The organism is Vibrio sp. SCSIO 43140 (genome assembly GCF_023716585.1).
GTDB lineage: Bacteria > Pseudomonadota > Gammaproteobacteria > Enterobacterales > Vibrionaceae > Vibrio > Vibrio maritimus_B.
Genome location: NZ_CP071851.1, coordinates 1,508,336 through 1,530,719, shown reverse-complemented (window position 1 = coordinate 1,530,719; position 22,384 = coordinate 1,508,336). Strand labels below are relative to the sequence as shown.

22 protein-coding genes are annotated in these 22,384 nt (G+C 45.3%); 10 read left to right on the top strand and 12 right to left on the bottom strand.

Annotated elements, in window-relative coordinates; genetic code table 11:
• Window positions 1-138: 138 nt before the first annotated feature.
• The 3 genes from J4N45_RS25290 to J4N45_RS25280 form a co-directional block, all read right to left on the bottom strand.
• Window positions 139-1,950: an alpha-amylase family protein gene (locus J4N45_RS25290; RefSeq protein WP_252015343.1), complete on the bottom strand. Its 1,812-nt coding sequence runs from the start codon at window positions 1,948-1,950 to the stop codon at window positions 139-141.
• 186 nt (window positions 1,951-2,136) lie between these two features.
• A complete protein-coding gene (locus J4N45_RS25285; RefSeq protein WP_042469983.1) occupies window positions 2,137-2,622 on the bottom strand; it encodes an acyl-CoA thioesterase in 486 nt (161 codons plus the stop codon).
• 151 nt (window positions 2,623-2,773) lie between these two features.
• Window positions 2,774-3,688 (bottom strand): DMT family transporter, encoded by a 915-nt coding sequence (locus J4N45_RS25280; protein WP_252015341.1) that lies wholly within the window; start codon window positions 3,686-3,688, stop codon window positions 2,774-2,776.
• 360 nt (window positions 3,689-4,048) lie between these two features.
• On the opposite strand from J4N45_RS25280, the gene J4N45_RS25275 reads away from it, so the two are divergent.
• The gene (locus J4N45_RS25275) at window positions 4,049-4,837 is read left to right on the top strand and encodes an AraC family transcriptional regulator (RefSeq protein ID WP_042469984.1); all 789 of its coding nucleotides are present in this window, start codon (window positions 4,049-4,051) and stop codon (window positions 4,835-4,837) included.
• Window positions 4,838-4,926: 89 nt separating this feature from the next.
• On the opposite strand, the gene J4N45_RS25270 is transcribed toward J4N45_RS25275, so the two are convergent.
• Window positions 4,927-5,142 (bottom strand): acetyltransferase, encoded by a 216-nt coding sequence (locus tag J4N45_RS25270; RefSeq protein WP_234496377.1) that lies wholly within the window; start codon window positions 5,140-5,142, stop codon window positions 4,927-4,929.
• 152 nt (window positions 5,143-5,294) lie between these two features.
• Here J4N45_RS25270 and J4N45_RS25265 point away from each other — a divergent pair, with 152 nt between their 5' ends.
• Window positions 5,295-6,347 carry a cysteine synthase A gene (locus tag J4N45_RS25265; protein ID WP_252015339.1) on the top strand — a complete coding sequence of 351 codons (1,053 nt, stop codon included), beginning with the start codon at window positions 5,295-5,297 and terminating at the stop codon, window positions 6,345-6,347.
• 82 nt (window positions 6,348-6,429) lie between these two features.
• On the opposite strand, the gene J4N45_RS25260 is transcribed toward J4N45_RS25265, so the two are convergent.
• The 4 genes from J4N45_RS25260 to J4N45_RS25245 form a co-directional block, all read right to left on the bottom strand.
• A complete protein-coding gene (locus J4N45_RS25260; RefSeq protein ID WP_252015337.1) occupies window positions 6,430-8,577 on the bottom strand; it encodes a metallophosphoesterase family protein in 2,148 nt (715 codons plus the stop codon).
• Between the two features lie 428 nt (window positions 8,578-9,005).
• Window positions 9,006-9,206 carry a hypothetical protein gene (locus tag J4N45_RS25255; RefSeq protein WP_252015335.1) on the bottom strand — a complete coding sequence of 67 codons (201 nt, stop codon included), beginning with the start codon at window positions 9,204-9,206 and terminating at the stop codon, window positions 9,006-9,008.
• Window positions 9,207-9,400: 194 nt separating this feature from the next.
• Window positions 9,401-11,380, bottom strand: a complete 1,980-nt coding sequence (locus tag J4N45_RS25250) for a DUF3466 family protein (RefSeq protein ID WP_252015333.1) — start codon at window positions 11,378-11,380, stop codon at window positions 9,401-9,403.
• Window positions 11,381-11,457: 77 nt separating this feature from the next.
• Window positions 11,458-11,709, bottom strand: a complete 252-nt coding sequence (locus tag J4N45_RS25245; RefSeq protein WP_042469993.1) for an EF-hand domain-containing protein — start codon at window positions 11,707-11,709, stop codon at window positions 11,458-11,460.
• A gap of 138 nt (window positions 11,710-11,847) precedes the next feature.
• On the opposite strand from J4N45_RS25245, the gene J4N45_RS25240 reads away from it, so the two are divergent.
• Window positions 11,848-12,267 carry a GNAT family N-acetyltransferase gene (locus J4N45_RS25240; protein WP_252015331.1) on the top strand — a complete coding sequence of 140 codons (420 nt, stop codon included), beginning with the start codon at window positions 11,848-11,850 and terminating at the stop codon, window positions 12,265-12,267.
• A gap of 76 nt (window positions 12,268-12,343) precedes the next feature.
• On the opposite strand, the gene J4N45_RS25235 is transcribed toward J4N45_RS25240, so the two are convergent.
• The 4 genes from J4N45_RS25235 to J4N45_RS25220 form a co-directional block, all read right to left on the bottom strand.
• Window positions 12,344-13,300, bottom strand: a complete 957-nt coding sequence (locus tag J4N45_RS25235; RefSeq protein ID WP_252015329.1) for a LacI family DNA-binding transcriptional regulator — start codon at window positions 13,298-13,300, stop codon at window positions 12,344-12,346.
• Window positions 13,301-13,573: 273 nt separating this feature from the next.
• Entirely contained in the window at window positions 13,574-13,882 is a 309-nt protein-coding gene (chbA, locus tag J4N45_RS25230) for a PTS N,N'-diacetylchitobiose transporter subunit IIA (protein WP_031496580.1), read from the bottom strand.
• Window positions 13,883-14,030: 148 nt separating this feature from the next.
• The gene (locus tag J4N45_RS25225; protein ID WP_252015328.1) at window positions 14,031-15,359 is read right to left on the bottom strand and encodes a PTS sugar transporter subunit IIC; all 1,329 of its coding nucleotides are present in this window, start codon (window positions 15,357-15,359) and stop codon (window positions 14,031-14,033) included.
• 80 nt (window positions 15,360-15,439) lie between these two features.
• On the bottom strand, window positions 15,440-15,745 hold the full coding sequence (locus tag J4N45_RS25220) for a PTS sugar transporter subunit IIB (RefSeq protein WP_042470000.1): 306 nt from the start codon (window positions 15,743-15,745) through the stop codon (window positions 15,440-15,442).
• 364 nt (window positions 15,746-16,109) lie between these two features.
• Between J4N45_RS25220 and J4N45_RS25215 the strand changes: the two genes are divergently transcribed.
• From J4N45_RS25215 to J4N45_RS25185, 7 genes are all read left to right on the top strand, one after another.
• The gene (locus J4N45_RS25215) at window positions 16,110-17,432 is read left to right on the top strand and encodes a PTS sugar transporter subunit IIC (RefSeq protein WP_252015326.1); all 1,323 of its coding nucleotides are present in this window, start codon (window positions 16,110-16,112) and stop codon (window positions 17,430-17,432) included.
• A 111-nt stretch (window positions 17,433-17,543) separates the two neighbouring features.
• Complete coding sequence (locus J4N45_RS25210; RefSeq protein WP_252015324.1) at window positions 17,544-18,455, top strand: DMT family transporter; 912 nt, start codon at window positions 17,544-17,546, stop codon at window positions 18,453-18,455.
• Complete coding sequence (locus J4N45_RS25205; RefSeq protein ID WP_252015322.1) at window positions 18,449-18,973, top strand: MerR family transcriptional regulator; 525 nt, start codon at window positions 18,449-18,451, stop codon at window positions 18,971-18,973. The genes J4N45_RS25210 and J4N45_RS25205 overlap by 7 nt, the downstream gene beginning before the upstream one ends.
• A gap of 111 nt (window positions 18,974-19,084) precedes the next feature.
• Window positions 19,085-19,882: a hypothetical protein gene (locus J4N45_RS25200; RefSeq protein WP_252015321.1), complete on the top strand. Its 798-nt coding sequence runs from the start codon at window positions 19,085-19,087 to the stop codon at window positions 19,880-19,882.
• A complete protein-coding gene (locus J4N45_RS25195) occupies window positions 19,875-20,600 on the top strand; it encodes a hypothetical protein (protein ID WP_252015319.1) in 726 nt (241 codons plus the stop codon). The genes J4N45_RS25200 and J4N45_RS25195 overlap by 8 nt, the downstream gene beginning before the upstream one ends.
• A 216-nt stretch (window positions 20,601-20,816) precedes the next feature.
• Window positions 20,817-21,593: a hypothetical protein gene (locus J4N45_RS25190; protein ID WP_252015317.1), complete on the top strand. Its 777-nt coding sequence runs from the start codon at window positions 20,817-20,819 to the stop codon at window positions 21,591-21,593.
• Window positions 21,590-22,372, top strand: coding sequence for a hypothetical protein (locus J4N45_RS25185; protein WP_252015316.1), 783 nt, complete (start codon window positions 21,590-21,592; stop codon window positions 22,370-22,372). The genes J4N45_RS25190 and J4N45_RS25185 overlap by 4 nt, the downstream gene beginning before the upstream one ends.
• Window positions 22,373-22,384 lie beyond the last annotated feature (12 nt).

Genomic DNA, 22,384 nt, shown 5'->3' with positions numbered 1-22,384 from the left:
CTGATGTTGGAGGAAGAGAAAATAGGCTAAGTTTATAGTGGTATAGTTTATTTCTATTTCACCTGATTGCTTTGTGATCTGAGTTACCTAAATGACGTGCCGCAGCATTTAAGCTAAGGCACGCCTGAGTTTCTGAGGCTACTTTGCAACAGAGGTCAGTTCGAAAATATGTGAGGCTAATGGCTTTATGTTCATATCGAGTACTGCTCGGCCTTGTTGCACACGTAGGACGGCGGATCTACTTGGCTCTAGTGAACAGCTAAGAGGGTAGTTGCCATCCGGCAGCGCCAAAGCATCAAAACTGGCCTCTGATAGTGCGATAGGGCACGTGGTAGCGCTATTAGCATCAAAGTTGGTGACAACCAATGCCTTATGCTCCTTCCAGCTACGAACAAACCCGTAAAGCCTGTGGGCAAGTTCTCCATGCGCTGAATCATGCTCTATACCTATAGGGACCATGCCACCTTTAAAGGCTGGGCAAGAGAGTGAAACTTGCATCAGACGCTGATAGTAGTCCCGCAACTGTATCTCTTGCTGGGTACTCTGACCGCCATCAAAAGCGCCATCGTTCATCCAACGTTGGTGTGCTGGTACGCCGATATAGTCAAAGATAGAGGTTCTTGTCGGCTGCCCGAAACCTGCCATTTCTGAACCGGCTTCACCTACTTCCTGTCCGAAGTAGAGCATGGTTGGCGCTCGGCTGATAGTCGCGGATAAGACCATAGCTGGCAGAGCCGCTTCTGCACTGCCAGCAAAGGTTTCACAAGGAATACGCTGTTCATCGTGATTATCGAGGAAGTGAAGCATATTCGGCTCGATATCTGCGAGCTCATTTTGAATTCGAGTGATTTCACTGGTGCGCGTATGACCGTGAACAATGCCTTTCAGGGTGTCGTATAAGTCGACCTTGTCGTACAGCGCGTCCATCTTTCCAAGATGTATGTAATCGCGATACAAATGAGGTTGATAGACCTCAGCAACCAGGAATGCTTGTGGGTTCTTCATTTTGATGGATGAGTTGAGAAAGCTCCAAAACTCGACAGGCACCATTTCGGCCATATCATAGCGAAACCCATCAACCCCTTGTTCTAGCCAGTAGAGTGCTATGTCTCGAAATTTTCTCCAAGAGCTAGGCACATCTTTGGCATACCAAAAGTCGGCATGTTGCTGTGCATTTTTGCTTCGATAACACTCTGGCAGTTCTGGAAAATCTTTTGTGCCATCAGGTCTGATGCCGTAATTGACCTTAACAGTTTCGTACCAATCATCGACATTTGGTTTTGCGCTGCGTGAGCCATTGCCTGTCCATTTCGCTGGATACTCAAGGTAAGGTGTAGCCAGCAGCGGATGTGGTTCCCCGCCTAGCGGAGCAAGATGGTCGGGAATATCCGGTAACTCAAATCCTTGGTTGGGAATGTAGTAGAAATTGTTTTCGCGTGAGTACTCTAAGCCGGTGTCATCCTCTGCACCAAAGTCCGTAACACCAAGTGGGTTGTTGAGACCTTGATATTGCCTAGCCACGTGATTAGGCACGATATCAATGATGACTTTAAGGCCCACTTCGTGGGTGCGCTGGATAAGCTCGCGAAATTCCTCGTTTCGGTTCGCTGGGTTGTCCGCTAAGTCAGGGTTTACCGAGTAATAGTCTTTGACCGCATAGGGCGAACCTGCACGACCTTTAACAACCGCAGGGTGATCATTGCTGATGCCAAACTCAGTGTAGTCACGCACTAGGGCATGATGAGGGACACCAGTGTACCAAACGTGTGTCATGCCGAGCTCTTTTATTGCGGTAAGGGCAGATTCGTTGATGTCACTAAACTTACCAACACCATTCTCCTCGGCAGTTCCCCAAGGTTTATTGGATGTCTTTTTGTTGCCGTATAGGCGTGTGAAGATTTGGTATAAGTGTATTTTTTGATTGTTATTATCGATCGGAAGGGTAGACATAAGATCTCTCAATGCTCACTCTCAGGATATAGGAAAAATCTATCATATGCGGCGAGTGTAGATGAAGTCGTTTAGCAAAAACTCATCCTTTTGGGGTGAGTTTAGGGCGTAGATGAGACCTTGTTAGAAAAGGCAGATCTTCGTCACGAGATCTGCCTTCTGTCATGAGGTGAAGCTAGCAGGGCATTACTTGAGATACTTAACGTGCGCTTCCATCTCTTCGCCAATCTCTTTACGCATGTTCATTAGCTTGATCGCGGAGTCGCGAAGTTTGATGTCTTCTTCACTCTCCGGCACCCATTCTGGCACTGAAGTGGGTTTACCGTCTTCGTCGACTGCGACCATAATCACGATACAGTGTGTGGTGAGTCTATTCTGTAGCTCTTTGGGATCACTTGCCTGTACGTCGATAGCGATGTGCATTGAGGATCTGCCGGTATAAATGACCTTTGCGCTAACCTCGACCAAGTTGCCGACATGAATCGGCTGAACAAATCGAATACCACCCGCATAAGCCGTAATACAGTATTTGCCACTCCAAGCGGCGCTACATGCATAGGCTGCTAAATCGATCCATTTCATCACGGCACCACCGTGTACCTTGCCACCGAAATTAACATCGCCCGGTTCAGCAAGAAAACGAAGGGTTGTCTCTCTTCTGCCACTACTCATTTGTGTAATCCTTTTTATTTGAGCTGCTTACTCTCAGTCCATGTGGTTTAGTTCGACCGACATTTTAAGCTTCTAAGGTGTTTAGTATGACAAAATTGTTAACAAGGTGCTACGACTTATGGACTCGATTTTTTAGATGGTTTTGCCCCAGTTACTGCTTATCAATAGTGAGATTTTGCGCCACACCTTCTGTGGTGGGCTGCATTTTTCTCGTTTTGATTTGTGACAGAATAACGCCAGAGATCACCATGAGTCCGCCAATAAGGTGAAACTGAGTGATGGTTTCGCCAAGTAGCATGGCTGCGAGCGCTACAGCTATTACGGGTAGCAGGTTCATAAACATTGCACTGCTGTCCGCACCAATAAGGTCGATGGATTTTACCCAAAGAAGTGGAGCGATAAGTGAACCGAGTAAACCTGCGTAGGCGATCAACGGTAGTGAGGCTTGAGTCGGCATCACCTGATGACTGGTCAGTAAGAGTGGGAACAGCATGATGACCGCAAATACCCCTTGCGTGTAAATGAGCATCCAGCTAGAGAGTTGCATCTTCCAACGTTTAAGTAAAACGCAGTATGTCGCATAAACCACGGCTGCCAGGACCATTAGACCATCACCTTGAGAAACATCTTGGTGCACAAAGAATGCGACATCTCCTTGCCCCAGCATAAAAGCAAGACCTGCGAGAGAAATGACACCGCCTACGATGCTCAATCGTGAAATACGTTTGCCCAATAGAGGTACTGAGATAAAGACAGCAAGCAGCGGAACGAGCGAGGTAATAAGGGCCATGTTCGATGCCGTGGTGGTCGCTGCGGCGTAGTAGCCTAACGATTGGTTGAGCACCATACCTAATAAAGCAAGGAACGCGAGTTTGCCGCTGTTGCGACGGATCTCTGGCCAATAGCGTTTTATTTTTGGGAGACAAAACGGTGTCATCACTAAAATCGCGAGTGCCCAGCGATAAAAACTCATCGCGCTAGGTTCGATAGCAGAGGCTGAAAGCTTGTTCACAATAGCGTTACCGCCCCATATGAGCACGGTAAAGAAAGGGAGAAGATAGACCACTGTGAACCTCATCGCGTTTTGTAAGTAGATATACCCAAGTAACCCCAAGATGTTGGTTCAGCGAGATTTGCTTGGTTTGCAGACACGGCGGCGACTTGAATGCATAGTGGCTCTACGCAGAAAGTCGCCAACAAAGGCTGCGGACCAAGCAAACTCGCCCGAAGGGAGTACTAGACAGGGCTTATCTCGGCGTCAAATCTCCTTGAAATGGACTGCCATTCCTGCGGACATTTACCTTGATATAAACCCTGTCTAGTACTCTGAATTTGCATCTTGGGGTCACTTGGGTATACATAGTGTGACAGGTCGATATAATTGCATGTATCTTTAAAACGACATTGCGCGCGATAGGAAGACAAGTTGAAAAAACACACTAGAAATCTGCACCCATCTTTGTCCATCGACAAGATGCCATCCAATGTTTTCATGAACTTCGATGCGTTTCTTTCCAATACCGAAACACGCGTTCACTGTCATCCGTGGGGGCAAGTACAACTGATCAGTGGTGGGATTCTTGAGATGGAGGCCCAGGACACTCGATTTCTCGCACCGCCTCATCTTGCGATTTGGGTGCCGGCTGGCGTAATGCACTGCAGCTATAATAGAAAACCCCTAGAGTATTGCTCACTGAACATCGCTCATGAGCTTACTGATAGCTTTCCAGAAACCACGAGCCTGATAAAAGTTACCCCAATTGTATCGTCGATCATCGAAGATTTTCGCCATCGTAGTGTGAATGTGGCGGAGTCAGAAAAAGATAAGCGATTAATCCAAGTTCTTTTGGATCAACTGAGCGATCAGCAAGAGCAGCACCATTTTTTGCCATCAAGTAATAACAAGTATCTTGCACCGATCCTTGCTGCGATTGAGGAGGAGCCGACGAACGACATTAGTCTTAAAGAGTGGGCGTCCAAAGTTCATACGACAGAGCGGACGTTAGCGCGATACTGTCAAAGTGAGCTTGGAATGAGCTTTACTGAGTGGCGCTTGAGGGTGCGTTATCTGTTTTCGATGGATTTATTGCGTAGTGGACATTCGGTCAAAGAGGTGGCATTTACGCTAGGTTATAACCAAGCAAGCCCATTTATCTCGATGTTCAAGAAGTATTCGGGCCAGACACCGGAGCAATACAAGAACAAACTGCTCTAGCAAAAGAAAACCACTAATATTCTCTATTAGTGGTTTTCCTCGTTTGGTTTCTTTGAAGTTGTGAAGTCTAAGTCCTAGAGCTCGCTGAACTACTTAGCTTTGGAGCGGTAATTCGGATCCGTCCAACAGCGTGGTAGCTCTTCACCGGACATAAAAACCAAATCAGACTTCTTAAATTCTTGTGGGTCTTGCTGCTCTTCCCCTGGCTGAAGTCGACCTTCAACACTATCTTGGAATAAGTTAGTCAGTCTTCTCATTTCCACGACATCTACGAGGTCGCCACTCTTTCTCTCTTTTAAAAACATGGTCTCTGTCCTTAATCGATTTGAACCCTATTGATTATAAATGCTATTCGGATAATGAGAACTTTTCCAATTCGTTGCTCCCTTGACTAAGTAAGCCTCAGAGCTACGCTTATGAATATCAATCAGTTAATCGATTAATAAGTGGAGCTGTCATGTCAATCGCACCAAAAGCAAACAACGTAAGTGAGCTCATTGGCAACACCGATCTCGTCAGAATCAACAGCCTTTCAGAGATTTCTGGCTGCGATATTCTTTTAAAATGTGAACAGCAAAATCCGGGTGGTTCAATCAAAGATAGAGCTGCATTGCAGCTAGTTACCGATGCAATCGCTGCAGGCAAACTTAAGCCAGGCATGACCATCGTCGAAGGGACGGCTGGCAATACCGGGATCGGCTTAGCCTTGGTGGCAAAAGCGCTTGGTTACAAAATGTTGGTGGTTATGCCAAAAGGTCAGGCAATAGAGAAAGAGCGGATGATTTCACTCTACGGTGCAGATCTCTTGCTGGTTGATCCTTGTCCTTTTGCGAATCCTGACCATTTTTATCACACGGCCAAGCGAATAGGGGCGGAGCGAGAAGACTGTTGGTGGGCCGACCAATTTGAAAACTTGAGCAACTATCGAGCTCACTATCTAAATACCGGTCCCGAAATCTGGCAACAAACTCAAGGTAATATCGACGCGTTAGTCTCGGTAGTAGGGACGGGCGGCACGATTGCGGGTAACTCGCACTACCTATCACAGCAAAAACCAAATCTAAAGACTTGGCTCGTCGATCCTGATGGTTCAGGTATTTATTCATTTTTGAAGGAAGGTCAATATCAATCAAGAGGCAGCTCGTTTACCGAGGGCATCGGTATTATGCGAACCGTTGAAAACTTTAGAAAGGCGAAAATTGATCATGCGATCACGTTGCCAGACCAAGATCTCGTGACCATTTCTCGATTAGTTGCGGAGCATGATGGCATTGTCTTGGGTAGCAGTTCATCGCTCAATGTAGCAGGTGCATTTTATACTGCGGCGAGAATGGGTAAGGGGAAGACGATCGTGACGTTTAGTTGCGACCTCGCTGACCGTTCTTACTCAAAGCTCTATAATGAAGAGTTTTTGCAAGAAAAAGAAATAGTTCTCAACCAAGAGAGTCTCGAACAGATTTGGGCTCGATATCAGGCGGACGGCGATAGTAAGGTTATTGATGTGATGTAGCGTAATCGAGTTAAAATATAAAAAGCTGCGCACGAGAGGCGCAGCATTCATTGTGCAAGTCGTAATCAGTCACTACTGATAATCAAAGACTATCTCGGTCAAATACAGTCTTAAGATCATAAATTTCACCTTTCTCAACATCAATCAAGAAGTGATCTGAAGCTTCACCAGTCGCGAAACGCTCTAAGATATAGAACAAAGTACCAAAGCGTACCTTGAATGCGTGACCAACGGTCGTATCTTCGCTGTCAGCTTCCTCGATAGTTATGTCGATGTCGATTTCAGAAAGGGCTTCACTAAGTACTTTATACTGCGGTAGACGGTCTGGATCGATATCGCGAAACGCGAGTTCGTCAGCGTTACGTAGGCGATAAAAATCAAGTGCTAGATCTTCACCGTTCCATAGTGCGAAATGGCCAAGAGTAAGCCCAGAACTGCGTGCTAAATCGCGAGCTTTGACTTTAGCTAGATTCCACTCAAGCATAAATTGCTCAAGGGTATCTTGGTCCTCAAAACCCGAAACACAAGGTTCAACGTCACTTACTTCGCTTAATGCTTCTCGTAGTTGGCATACGGTGATATCTGTCTGAAGTTGTGAGAGTATTAGCATCTGATCGCCATCCATGTTGAATAGCATTCTCTTGACGTCTTCTGGCCACTCGCGGGGAAGGAAACGAAGTCGAGTTAGCTCACGGATATGCCAGTCGGTCAGATCGTAGTAAGTTTCAGCGTTCAGGATCTCTCGGTTCCAACGATCGTCTTTACCGATCGATTCTAAGTGTTCTTGCTCAATAGCGTAATGCTCAAATAACTCGTTAAAACGAGGTACATTTTTGATTACTGCAGTTTCTACTTCAACTTGATGATCCGGCTTTATTTCGAGAATTTTGTACGCCGGAATGTAGCCAGCTAACGAAGGTGCTTGGATATTGAATAGCGTGTAGGTTTCACCATCAATTTCGTACTGTTTCACGCCGGTATCGTTAAAGTGCATATGACCGCCAACATGGATACTTAGGCCGGTTGCGGCTAAAGCTTTACTCGTATCGTCCTCAGGCACACGTTTTAGCTGAAAGTTTCCTTCGCCGAAGATATCTTCAATTTCTTCAGACGCGCCATTGTAGAAGTCGGTCATTGGGAAATGACTGAAGGAAAATAATACCTTGTTCTGTTCTTTCGCCGCTTTTACGGTAGCTTCAATCCAGTCAATGACATGCTCTTTATGGGTTAACATCTTGTTGTAACCCGCGTTTGAGCTTCCATCGAAATTTTTGCCATTGGTGGAGTTATCATCGCCTCCCGCTACGGGAACATAGACGTTGGCATCGATGGCCATAAGCCATAAGCCCTCTACCGGCTCAACGAGATAAGTTGAGTCTGGAATATACGAGCAAGCTGTGTAGTCGTCTTTTTTGTATTCACCACCTGTTCCTTCATGGCAGATTTCGTATTGGCGTCGCTCAAATGCTGCTTCTTTTTGAGCAAGCTCTAAAGAGTAGTTATTACGTGCCTCCTCGGAACTGTACGGGGTTTCAAAGTAAACATAGTTAGACTGAGGGAAGAATCCATGGTGTCCAAGGATATCCATGATTTCAAAGTAACCCCACTCTTGGATTTCCTCAGTACAGATTGTTGGTAGCTCATAGCCTGCATCAATGTGCGCCCAATCACCGTCGTACCCCACACATTCGTCAGCGCCATCTCTGGAGTATATGCGCTGTTGTTTGCCGTCTACACCTAAGAAATCGCCTTTACCAGCTGCGATTGTAAATGGTCTAACAGGATCGTGGTTACCTGGAGCTGCAAAGAACTCTAGACCGTGCTTTTCTCTATATTGGTCGAAAATGCGTACTAGACCGCGCATATGAACTGGTTGGCCGTCATCACTAAAGTCTCCAGGAAGCGCAACATACTTAATGCCGCGAGCAACAACATCATCAAGTGCAGCGATCATTGCAAAGTAGTTTTCATTGAATAGACGTGTTGATTCCATCTGAGACTGCATTGTACGAATTGTTGCATTCAGCCCTGATTCGCTATTTGGTAAGCCATCGAAAGACCCATCTTCAAATACACCGTAAACATCGTGAAAATGGATGTCAGGCATGAAGGCGACTTTGAGCCCTTCAATCGGTTCAACGATGTTATCGTTGCTATCTGAACTTGAGCTATTACAACCGGCAAGTGCGATAGCACCCAAAACGGCGAGCGAAAGTGACTTAAACTTCATTATCTATGTCCTACTAAAAAAGTAGGGTGAATCATAGGTTTGATTTATTTCACTTTTGTTTAGGAATTGTGTCGAATGAAAATTTGGGTATTTAATGAGATGTTGGTTCGAAATGTCGCATAGAATTATGAAATCAAAATAAAAGTCTTAACTATAATTGCCATGAATTATTACCATTTTAAAGCAAGGATTTTGCATGGTTTAGGCGATTGATTAACAGGTGTTTCAAATTGTTTTGTTAAAACTAGTTAGCTACTGTTGTTCGTATCGTCATCTGCACCATCTAGTAATTCTGGGTTTGGAGGAACAACCACCACTCCAATTTCTTCATCGAGATGGACAGAGTTGATCGTTAGAGCTATCAAAGATTGTTACAGAATGCTAAGAATTCGTTTCATGAATATCGTCTCTAGTATTCGGTTTATACGTTATTTGCAGATTGAAATGACTTCGCGAATAGACAATCGACTACTACCAAAAGCCAGTCCGCGTCTTACGCTCGTTGAATAGAAGTGAAGGGTACCGTGCTTAGTTATTACGCTGATACGTCTGGCAAACTTGCAGTAGGCTGCGACTAAACCCATGCGTTGGAGTTTCCACACTAGGTATTTTGCTTGTAGGTTTCTCATTCTTCTCTCTTTGCTTAGTCCATCCTTGGACTCCTCTCTAAATAAATCACGTGCTGATTCCAAACCCATCCAACATGGCTGGTGTTGGGGTTTTGTATTGAGCTGATACTATCAGCGTAAGCAGAAATATCCACAAACGCAGTTGTGGATATTCTTAGAAAAGCATTAGAGAAAACGTATAGTTAGAACAGAAACTAGACGCTAGAACTATTTGGTAGCAACGAGTCTCTAAGTACTCTAAATGCGAGTAAGAAAAATAGACTCAGGAGGGTAACGCTCGCTCCTTCACGACTGACTGTGGAGGTATCCACTGAGCGACTTTCGATATCGGCACTTGTCGCACCCTGAATAGGAATGAGTTTAACCGCGACCACGGTTTCAGTTTCTAAACCATTGCCACAAGTGGCAAAATGATCGGTGTTGTCATAGCCAGATGCACATTTAATAGCAGTCGCTGAAATGACGCCCGCGTCGTTGATGTCGGATGCGGTAACGATTCGATAAGCGTTGTTTAAATCACCGTAGCTGCCACCATTAGTAAGGTCATCTAGCCACCACGCTCGCGAGCTAAATATCGCCATTCTATCTTCGTCACTTCCGACGCCACTGTATGGGAAGATAAACCCACGTCGACGGCGTTGTGGTCCATCAATTTCTGTGTGACTTTCTGCATCAACCTCTCCGACAATTTCATTGTAGGTGTTGATGGCATTCGCATTACCGCCAGCGCTAGTGAAGAAAATAGACTGTGATAAATCGCTAAAATAGGTGGCAGAAGGCGACGATTGGCCAGCATCTGCAACAAACATGCGATTTGCCGCCGCTCCGCCTTCCGGTACGCTTCCTAATCTCTTGGTTTCACCAATAACAATCAACTGTGAATTGATGTCGGTTGCCAGCGAGTTGCTGTAGTAATAACTGTCGTCGTACTCGAGTTTGGCGTTGTTGATAAATACCGATGTCCACGCGTTCTCATCGACAGAAAAGTTGCTGGTGCTTGCTGGGTAATAGACGGCAGCTTGCATTATCAAGTCATCATCTGCTAACTCAGTGTTAAATCCGACGAGCACGGGTAGACCTTGGTATTCGCTGTCTTCTCGCTCAACAATCGTAGCTGCGCGGGCGCTGGCTTGAGCTGTGGCATAGTCATAGTTGTCGTAGCTAGTGGCCCAGCTGCTTGCGGGAAAACGTGTTTCTCCATTGTCTTCGAGTGACCAGATAAATGCCTGGCTTGCGAAACCAAAGTGTTGACATGCGCTACCCAAAATAGGTTGCTCAAACTCAATACACTCGCTGACATCCAAAGAGTTGTAGTATTTTGAGGAGTCTGAATAATCGAAAGTGGCGACCGAAGCGCTGCCTATGATATAGGTTTGGCTTTCCTCACCAGAGATGGGGTAGGTGAAACTATCATACGCAATAGTTGAGCCCATCTCTTCAACGATCAACTGCTCGCCTTCTGCGTCCGCAAAGCTCAACGTAGTGTTAGCTTGGGGCTTAAGAGATGTTGATTGGCTTCCATCAATTATTAGGCCGCGGCTACTGTATGGCTGGACATAATAACCGTCATAGTCAAAGTAACCACTATTTGCGTTAGCAATAATACGTCCCTCCGAGTCGATAGCGCGGGCTTTTAACTCAGTGGTATTGCCGACAGAAAATATCGCTTCTTCATATCCAGAGGGGACTTGAGGTTCGATGCCAAGTTCGGCGTCGTTTTCCATAAACGAGTGATAAAGTGGAGAGTAATTGGCGTTGTAGAACGCATCTTGAATGCTCTCGAGTCCACCAACTCCCGTACTGGCATCACCGTACCATCGATTACTTGCCCACGCCTCACATGTCGCATAACCCAGCTCGCTCTCGCAGTAGGAATAAAGCGAATCATAATCGAGATAGTAGAAGTGATTATCGACGCCGAACGCGACTTCTTGGTCGAGAGGGACACCTTCCATGCCATTCATACTGTAGCCAAGAACGGTGTATTGACTGTCGTAGCAGCTATCTTCAAAACACCATGTTGATGATGAAGGTGAAATCGCAGCGGAGTAATACTCATTGGCTGTGGTAGTTGAAGATGTATCCACTTCGACGACTCGGTACAAAGCAGCAGAAGTAACAATGGGGTAGGTTAGCAAAGCGCAAACTAAAGGAAAGTGAAATACCTTGGACACGTAAAGACCTTATTTCCATATAAATGAGGAGCACACTGCATAACAGAACCGTTATGCAGCGAAGAGACTAAAGTTGATTAGCTATCGCGTTTCGGACGCTCAGGTGGCTCAGGAAGCTCAGACTCAGACAGGAAGCCATCACCGTCGCTATCAAACTTGTCGAAGTCATCCAGTAGCGGGCCTCGCAGTTCATCTTTACTCAGCAAACCATCACCATTGGTATCCATTTCTTCAAATGAAGGTGGCTTTCTGTGTTCCCCTTTAGCAAAAGCTGGCTGGAAAGCGGTAGCGATCAGTACGATACAAAGTGCGAATACAGTTTTCTTCATGGGGTTTCTCTCATTGGCAATAATGAAGCATTAGTGTCGATGAAGACTGAGTGGAGAAAATGAGCAAAATGTGGAGAAAATAAGGAGAATAGCGATAAAATAACTCTGCTATTACACCTGGGAGCAATTGGAACAAAGATGGAAATCAAAACGCTGACAGCCGATGAAGTATTGCCAATAAGACATCAGGTTTTGTGGCCAGATAAGCCGGAATCATTTTGTAGAGTGGAAGGTGACGAGCAAGCGCTTCATTATGGAGCGCTGGTTAACGATCGACTGGTGTGTGTAGCGTCGGTTTACTTGGATGGCAAAACGGCAAGGCTAAGAAAGTTTGCGACGTTAGAGGACTACCAAAGACAGGGAATTGGTACCAAGATGCTAGAGCATACCATTGCATCAGTTCGTGCTTTGGGTGCTGATTACTATTGGTGTGATGCCAGAGTGAGTGCTCAAGATTTCTATAAGAAATTTGGGTTAGCAGTTGAAGGTGAAGCGTTCAACAAATCAGGTGTCTGGTATTTTAAAATGTCGGTCGATTGGTCGGAAAAACGTGTTTAGCCAAAAAACTAAAAGGAGCGTGTTCTGAACAACGTTCCTATTTCTTGGTGGCTTTTAGCTTTTTTGGTATTAGTGACTAGCTACGATTGATAACCGATTCACGAGTAACAAGGCGGCCAGTAATCAGAGGCTTATTCGACATTGGTTTGTCGTCTAGAATCGCATCTAATTGCTCCATCGCCATATCAACAATCTGTTGGGAAGGGTAGCTGATACAGGTGAGCGGTGGATTAAGCTGACTTGCCAATTGAGAATCTTCTAGTGATACGATTGAGACCTCTTGCGGCGTCGCTAAGTTGAAATCTCTAAACAGGTTCATTGCTACTGCGGCTTGACTGTCGCGCATAACGACCAGCGCCGTGAACGGGTGATAGCTGTTTAATAGCGACATAATCGCTTGTTCATTATTGCCATTTGCTGTGACGATAAGCTGTCGATTAACTGGCATTGCCGAGTTTTGCAGTGATGTTTTATAGCCTTCGAGAACCTGTGTTGATGCGTAGCTTTCATCATCCACTACGATGGCGATACTTGCATGTCCTTTACTCGATAAGAATCGACATGCGCTCTCAGCAGCAAACTTATAGTCGTATCCGATGGCATGCTCGGCGCTCGCCAAACTGTCGACAGCAATAACATTGTCGTTGGCTAGAGCCTCGACGGTGCCACCGAGCGAGATGATAGCGTCACAGTGTCTCTGGTTGAGTTCTTCCACCATGCGAACTTGCTCATCTGCAGTTTCTGCAAATTGCACCAGCATGTGTTTGCCTTTTGCTTTCAATGACTTTGCAAGTAGTGGCAGATAGGTAGAAACTTGTCCTGCATCGCTAGATGAGAGAATCACACCAATATAATCAGAGCGTTGATTTGCTAGTGTTTGCGCAGCGGCATTTGGGCGGTAGTTCAGCTCTTCTGCAGCACGTAATACGGCCTCACGACTCTCAGGTTTAACGCCACGGCTTCCGCTCATCACGCGAGAAACGGTCGCTTTCGATACGTTTGCTAGCAGAGAGACATCGGTGATAGTAGCCATGACAACAACCTTAATAGATTCATAGAGTTTCTAGAACTGGGAAACCGTTTCCCAAGATTTCCGTTATTGTACTCTTTCAGAGGTAGTGATCCAAGTCTGATGAGAGGTTATGTAGGGCGAGAAAAAAAAGCAGCTTAGTGTATGGAGCACGACTGGCCTGCTACGACCAAGCTGCTTCGACCAAAGATATTGAAAACGCTCCTATAAGACGTTTTCTTGCCTGACTCGCTCCGTGTCTGGTCGAAAAACTGGAAAAAGTAAGGTGAGACTGAATTACTTAGCAGTACGCTTATGTAGTTCAATCATCTCTGCGACGAGCTCTTTTGCGAGCATAGAGGTCATCAGGTGATCTTGTGCGTGAACCATGACTAGCGTCATCTTCATTTTACCTGTGCCTTCGTCAGCTTCGATAAGTTGGGTCTGCACTAGGTGAGCTTGGTTTGCGAACTCTTGTGCTTCTTTCATCAAACCTTCTGCTTCTTCGAACTCGCCGTTTTTAGCATGGCGAAGCGCTTCATAACATAGGCTGCGAGATTGACCCGCGTTGATGATGATGCCCATGACTTGTTCTTCTAAATCCATAGTTTCCATTTTACGTACCTCTTAAATCTTAAATGGTGTCTACCCGAAGGTAGGAAGTGTCGCCCCACGCTCAACCCCAATTAAGACTAGGGGGCGACTTTTTTATTATTTGTGCCAACTGCGTTTGTTGTTACTAATAACTGGTTGATTAAGCTGTTACTGGTTGACCTTCAGCTTCTTGTTGCTTCTTCTCGTCCGCTGCTTCTTGCTCTAGAAGTTGCTTCTCATAAGCTTTTAGGAACGGTAGGTACATCATTGCCGACATAGCCATACAGATGAAGCACATGATGACAGGACTGAATGCCCAGTTAGCTGCCCACGATGCACCGATAGGTCCTGGTGTTGTCCATGGCGTTAGAGAAACCACGCGCTCCACTAGACCCCAGTCAAGAGCAAACCAACCTAGAGTCGCGTTCACCATTGGTACCAAGATGAATGGTAGGAAGAACACTGGGTTCATGATGATTGGCGCACCAAACAGAATTGGTTCGTTGATGTTAAATAGACCTGGTACGGTACCCATCTTACCAATAGTGCGTAGGTGAACAGCTTTACTACGAAGTAGTAGGAACGCAAGTGGAAGCGTCGAACCTACACCACCGATAAGTAGGTAGTGATCCCAGAAACCTTGAACAAAGATGTGCGGGATTGCTTCACCAGCAGCCATTGCTGCTTGGTTAACTGAAAGGTTAGCCATCCAGAATGGGTTCATGATGCCAGTTACAATAAGTGCACCGTGGATACCTGCAAACCATAGGATTTGACAAACCAGTACTGCTAGTAGAACTGCCGGAAGCGTGTCAGATGCAGAAACTAGAGGTTGAACTAGGGCCATAATCGCTTCTGGGATGATCATGCCAGTTTGTGCTTCGATGAACAGGTTTAGTGGATGAAGCGTAATGATGATCGCCAATACAGGAATTAGGATTTCGAATGAGCGCGCAACACCCGTTGGAACTTCAGGTGGAAGCTTGATGGTGATGTTGTTGCGCTTCAGGTATGCGTAAACTTCCGTTGAGTACAATGCAGTAATGATTGCCGTGAAGATACCTTGGCCCGAGAAGTACTGCATTGACAGCATGCCGTCTTGTACTGGCGCAGCAACAAGCAGGAAGCTCATTAGTGATAGTAGACCTGTCGTAACAGGATCAAGATCGTGATGGCGAGCCAAGCTGGACGCTATCCCCACCGATATGAATATGGTCATGATCCCCATACTCAAGTTGAATGGCAGCATCAACTGCTCACGATACGTCTCAGAAAAATCTAGCCATGCGCGTGCAAATCCCCAAGTTGTTTCCGCAGAAAACGGAGGAAAGATAAACACCAGCATGAAAGAACCAACAATCATAAAAGGTAGTGCGGCAATAAAGCCGTCACGTATAGAAGTGATGTATTTTTGTTGACCAATCTTACCGGCAATAGGGGTGACCTTTTGCTCGATAACGTTGACCATTTTGTCGTACATAGCGCCCATGTCGTTACTCTCGTTAGGATAAAATTAAGAAAAGCTCGGCGTCAAAAAGTGACCAAGGGGGGACACCGAGCAAAAAGAAGTTAGCCGATAAGTTCTAGTGCAAAATCAAGCACCTTATCGCCTTTTTGCATGCCGTAATCCATCATGTTGATTGGCTCAACCTTGATGCCGTGAGCATCTGCTTTCTTTTGGAAATCTGCTTGCATGTATTTCACTTGAGGACCAAGTAGAACGACTTCGTAGTTGCCTACTTGAACGTCAAACTCACTTGCGCCAAATGCTTTGATTTCAGCCTCGATACCGCGTTCTTGCGCAGACGCTTCCATTTTCTTAACCAGTAGAGAGGTAGACATACCAGCAGAGCAGCAAAGCATAATTTTTTTCATTTTTTCTTCTCCAGAATCTTGAATGCCTATTCAATATGCACGCTAGGAAATCATTTGGAAACCGGTTTCCAAATGATTTCCATCTAAGTGTGAAAACGATCACTGGAAACCAAAGTTATGGCGAAAAATTCGTGACACAGTTAACGAATGTTCTGGATTTGGGAAACCAACCCGTTCAATCGAAGTGGATTGTTTCAATTCAGCGTCTGAAATGGCTCGCTGGCTGATGAAGCGTGATCTGAATTCGGAATTTTACGAGCAGTAGGGTGAAAAACGTGGTGGAGTCAGCAGATTTGGATAGTCGGTTTCCGCGTATCTTGGCTTTCGGGTATCCTGTCGCGGATCCATATAGCCGGTAGAGTGAATGAACCAATCCATTATGAGACTGTGTGCCAATCAGGTAGAGCAGTTCATGAATCCTGTAGCAAAACTGCTGATGCGAAGTCAGCACCTTATGGCTATGCGTGATGGTTTCCAGCTGGCGATGCCCTTCATCTTCGTCGGCTGTATGTTTGTTCCGATTATCTTTCCTCCGTTTGCGGATTCCGAGTCTTGGATGTCAATGGCTTGGATGGACTTATCTCTGGCGCTTAGACCTATATTGTTGCCGACTTATCAGCTGACTCTAGGTGTCGTCGGGCTTATCGTTTCCTTTGGCGTTTCGGCAAGTCTCGCTAAGAGCTATCAATTGCCAGAACGACTGTCCGGACTGACAGGCTGTATGGCATTTCTCATGTTGGCGGGCTTCTATATCGATGGGCAAGAAGATGTTCGCTATCTTGGTGGGGCGGGGCTGTTCACGGCGCTTATTGCCAGTCTTTACTCTATCGAGATCGTTAGGTTGTTTATCCGTATGGGATGGTACATAAAGATGCCTGAAGACGTGCCTATCCTAACCATTCAGAGCTTTAAGCTCATCGTGCCGATCTTCGCAGTCATGATAAGCATATCCACGTTCAACGTATTTCTTGATGCGCAATTTGGTGTGCATTTCCCACAGTTGATCGAAGAGCTATTCCGCCCCTTAGTGTTAGCCTCTGATAGTCTTGCTGCGGTCTTGATTTCGATACTCATCTGTCAGCTTCTATGGTTTATGGGGATTCACGGTGCGCTGATCATTACCGGAATTATGAATCCATTTTGGATGTCTAACTTGCTAGAGAATCAAACTGCGCTAGAAGCCGGTGGTCAGGTTCTTCCTCATATTTATCTACCTGCTTTTTGGGACTTTTTTGTTCTGATTGGCGGGGTGGGTTCAACTCTCCCTCTTGTATATCTAGCGATTAAAAGCCGTTCGAAGCAGTTGAAGTCGGTGGGTAAAGTTGGCGCTATTCCTGCGATATTCAATATAAACGAGCCAATATTGTTCGGCTTCCCAATTATTATGAATCCGCTTTTTCTTGTGCCGTTTATCTTCGTTCCTATGTTTAATGCCACTATTGCTTGGTTTTTAACCTCTGCTGAGGTCTTAGATCGTGTGGTATTAATGATTCCTTGGTCAGTGCCTGCACCTATAGGAGCGGCATGGGCTGCAAATGGTAGCTACATGAACGCGCTAATGGTTGTGTTCGCAATGGTGAATGCCTACTTTATTTACTTACCATTTTTCAGGACACATGAGAAAATTTTGGTAGAGCAAGAAGCAGAGCGCGCACAACGAATGCAGCAAGCGCCAGTTAACCGCTAAGCCTCCTAGTCGCCAAGTGCCTGACGTTATTTATTAAACATCGTCTTGACCCGTCTATAAGTGTAGGGTTTATCTTCCTTGCTCACTTATTGATGTGGAAGATAATGAAAAATGCCGTTCAAACCATATGACGTGAGTACGTTTTCGCTGCTAAGGCTCTCTCCAACTATTAAAGGCATTCTTTTTGCTTTGGTATCAACAGCATTGTTTACTGCGGTTGGTGTAATGGTGAGAGTGCTTAGCGATTCTTCAATGAGTGCGTTCCAGATCTTACTATTCCGACAGTCAGTGTTTCTCGCAGTGTTGCTACCGAGTATTTGGTTCAATTGGTCGAGACTTCTTCGTCCCAAACATCTTCAGCTTCACGTTATGCGTATAGCAGGCGCGTTTACCGCGTTAGTTTTTGGCTTTATTGTTGTGGCCGCTATCCCATTAGCAAATGCAACGGCTCTGGGATTCACTCAAGTTCTATTTGTCGCTTTGTTGTCGCGCGTAGTATTGGACGAGCGTGTATCGTGGCAGAGAATGGCGACTCTTATTATCGGCTTTGTTGGCGTTATGCTGGTGGTTCAGCCAAGCTTTGAGGGTGGAACATTATTCTATAGTTTGCTCGGATTAGTTGCTGCTTTCGGAGCGGCTTTAGCAGCGTTATGTGTGAGAAAAATAGCTCAGCAAGAATCTAAGGTCGCGCTGCTTGTCTATCAGGCGTTTTTTGTCGGTCTTTTGGCTTTACCACTTAGTATCCAAGGTTGGATTTCTCCAAACTTAGAGCAGTTTGTGTTGCTGCTGGGCGTTGGACTCGTATCATCAGTTGCACAATGGTTTGGCGTGACGGCTTATCAATATGGTGAAGCGAACGTTATTTCAAATGTTGAGTACGTTAAGATTATTTACGCTTCGATATTCGGCTTTTATCTCTTTGGAGAACTTCCGAATACATTAGCGATTACAGGAATATTCGTGTTGATATTAAGTGTTGTTATTCCAAACCTAGCGATTGGACGCAGGAGTAAAGTATGTTGACGGTTACGCAGTTAGCGAGAGAGTGTCAGGTATCGCGTACAACGATTCTCTATTACGAGAGAGAAGGGCTTTTGATGCCGGCTAGTCGATCGGACAATGGTTACCGTTGGTATGGAACGAAGGAGATTAACCGATTGAAACAGATAATTTCGTATCGGTCATATGGCTTGCCTATTCAGGAAATTACTGAGCTCCTGAGTAAGCAAAATCACCAGAAATCTCAACAGATCTTGAGAAATCAATTTGAAGCATTAGAGAATGAAGTTCAATCTCTGAGATTGCAACAAAAAGCGATTCTTGCCGCGCTCGGTGAGCCGATAACACTCACCTCTGGTACCATGAATAAAGAGCAATGGGTTGAAATCATGCGAAGTGCTGGATTTGACGAAAAAGACATGCAGCAGTGGCACTGTCAATTTGAACGAATGCGTCCAGAAGCCCATCATGAGTTTTTAGAGTCGCTATCTATTGACGCTGACGAGATTGAATCCATTCGCGCGCAGTCGCGACAAGGGTGATTCTCACTGGCTGAGACCAAGCAACGAAAACGTTGCGTCAGATTAATGAAATCATCAATAGGTGCGAAGTATTATTGTTAAGTTATTCATAAACCAAAGCAATTTCGGCTCGTGTTTTCAAAACGTACTTGGCAAAATCTTATCTTAATTTTTCTCTACACTCTGCTTGTCGGCTGTGTGTATCAAGTTCTGACGTTTCGTCAGGAGCTCAGCGATAGTGCTGAGCGTGTGTTAAACCAAGTTGAAAACCAGCTCGCTACTATCGAAGACGAACTTCGATCAATATATGTCACTACTGAGTGCAGTGAAGAGGTGCAACGGACTCTCGCCCACCATGTGTTTAAAAGTGTCGGCTTACGCGGACTTGCGGTCGGAGAACGTTCCTCAGCGGGGAATGTCAAAAACGTGTACTGCAGTAATTTTGGACCTCAAACTGGCGAGGTTGACGATACCTTTTGGAATGCACGTGCCCAGCGCGATATCGTTTTTGCCAAGCTGAAGATTAAACAATATCGCCGCGATTTGTCTTATGCGCTTGCTGTTATTGGTAACGGAAAAATCGCAATTGGCACGATAAACCCTCGAATCATACTCGGATGGTGGGTAGAGCCCATGATTCCGGACACTCAGTTAGAATTATTTTTCAGTGATGGAGAGCGTCTTATTATCGCTGGAGAGCGAGTACAAGATGGGGAAGGGTTTGAAAGTACAGTCAAGTCTGAGCGATATCCCATCATGATCAAGGCAACTCAACCAACTTTCGTTCTGCAACAACGAATGGTGACTTTCTTTCAGAGGCTCGTTGTTGGAGGATTGATAGCACTATTGGCCTTAATCATTTTTGCTGTCTACCAGCGTATTACCGGTAGAGAAGAGCGAGAGGCTGAGTTAGAGGTGAGTCGTGATTAGGTTGTTCATCATTGCCTTACTATCAGGAACTGTAAGCCTAATATTCGCTTACTCAGTGATTAGCAATGAGCTCCAGATTAGCGCCAGTCAGTCTGCCGCTAAAATAGACCAGCAAATCGGAGACATTCTCAATATCATCGATGATCTACCTAGCGACCCAAGCTGCCCAGATGAAGTGAAGAGGGAGTACGCCGATATCGCTCATGAGAATGAACGAATTCGCGCGGTAGGGTATGTTTTTGATGCAGGAGAACAGTGGCATGTCTGCAGCATGTTTGGAAAAACCTTATCAAAACTCAACTACTGGAGCGGAGCAAAAGTTGAGGACGTGTTTGTTGGTCGTTCTTTACTGACGGTGCATTTTCCAGAAACCTCATTTGTTGTTGGTAAAGAAAGTGGCAATTTAAAAGCCTTCGCTTACGTCAATCCACGCCGAGTTTTGGGCTATTGGATCGAGCCGAGTTTGCCGTACGCAAATTATAGCTTGAGACTGGATGGTGAGAATGTACCGGCCTACACGCGCGCTCCCGTTGAGCTGCAAAGTATGCTTTTGAAGTCAGCGCACTCGAAGAAGTACCCTTATTCAATACAATCTGCGGCTTCCATTGTGGATATGCTCAAAAGAGCAGGAGTTTATTGGCTACGTTTGTTAATAGCGATATTTTTTATTTGGAGTAGCTTTGGTTTGTTGCGGCGTTCGATACTAAAGCCTGCTTAAAGATTTCCACTATGCAAGTCCTCACAGGACTGAATTTATAATGTCTAGCCTGATATTTTATGTATTTACTAAAATTAACAAAATCTCACATATATTTATGAAATGAATGTAAGTGTCAGGATTATATTTAATTATTCTTAGAAACTTGCGTTGAGATAAAGTTCGTGTGTTTATGCTGGTGTATAAAAGAAAGGAAAGTCAGAAAATTCCTAATAAATGCAATTAAAACAGACCACTGCGAACTTATTTTATATTTTTATTTACACACTCTTAGTAGGGTGTGTATATCAGTTTTTTACGTTTCGCGAACAAGCAAGTCAAGAAGCAGAGCAGGTGCTGGAAGGCATCGAGCAGCAACTTAGTCAAGTTCAAAGTGAACTTGAATCTATATCCGATCAATTGTCGCCGGTTAGAGCCTGTGACAGCTCGTTGCAAACAGAGCTAGGTCATACGGTGTTTCGTAGTGTACCCATAAGGGGTTTGTTTGTAGGTAGCCAGACAGACGGGGTGTACGAGATATGCAGCAACTTGGGGCCGACAAAACAGGTGCTCGATGCAAGTTTTTGGAATGAAGAGCGAAAGCATAATATCGGGTTTGCTAAAGTGCGCGTTGTGAGACGTGATGGTAATACTTCTTTCGCGCTTGCTGTTTATCAAGGTGATGATGTGGTAGTCGCTACGATTAATCCAAGTGCAATCTTGGGATGGTGGATTCAACATGTCCCCAATCAAACATATCGAGTTCTCCATTTCTCTAACAGTGAGCAGCCTTTACTAGTACAAGGTACTCTAGCTCAGAATCAATATAAAACCACCAAGACATCAGAGCATTTCCCGATTTCTATCTCAGTCTATAAAGATACATCATTATATATTCAAGGGATGGTCACTTTTGCGATTCGTCTTCTTTGTGCTTTTGGTGTGGTTGTTATCTTAGTGATGGGACTTGGTATACGACGTCAGCGCGCACATGGAGAGAATGAAGCACAATGAGAAGAACAGTTCGAATAGCGTTGCTGGTAGGGCTGCTAGCAGCGTTTAGTTACGTATTGGCAAGAGCTTCGCTTATTCAAGAGATGCATGAAGAGTTGCAATCAAGTTTAATCAATATTGATAGTCGAATAGAAACTACGATTAAGCTACTCGATGCGCTACCTCGTCACAATGGTTGTGACGCTGAGCATAAACGTTACTACAATCAAGTGTCCTACACCGAAGAGGAAGTGAGGGCGCTTGGGTACATTAAAGAGCGCGATACTGGATGGTATGCCTGCAGTATCTTCGGTGAAACTCAATCTACCCTTGCACATTGGGATGGAAACACAAATGCACAGGGTGTGTTCATCGGCTGGTCGTTACTCACTAACTATTTCCCTGAGCCCTCATTTGTCATTGCAATGCGCGAGCGAGACACAAAATACTTCGCTTATGTAAACCCTAGAAGAGTGGTTGGACATTGGCTTGAAAGGCCTTCTCAGCATTATGACTACCATGTATTTTTGCAGGGAGAGGCAAGTCCTCGGTACTCTAGTGAGCATGGTGATGTCAGCAGCGACTATTGGTCAGAGCGGATACTAGAACACCAAGCTGTGTCTGAGCGCTATCCTTATGAACTTAAACTATCAGCAGAGCGAGAAGCATTGGCCTGGAGAACTCTCACTTATACACTTCGTGGAGGTTTAATGTTTGCGGTTGTTTGGTGGCTGCTGATCATCGTGAGAAGTGCGATAAAGCCCGTAGCGAGGCATCAGTCGGCAGTTTATACCTACTGATCATGAAGCGCT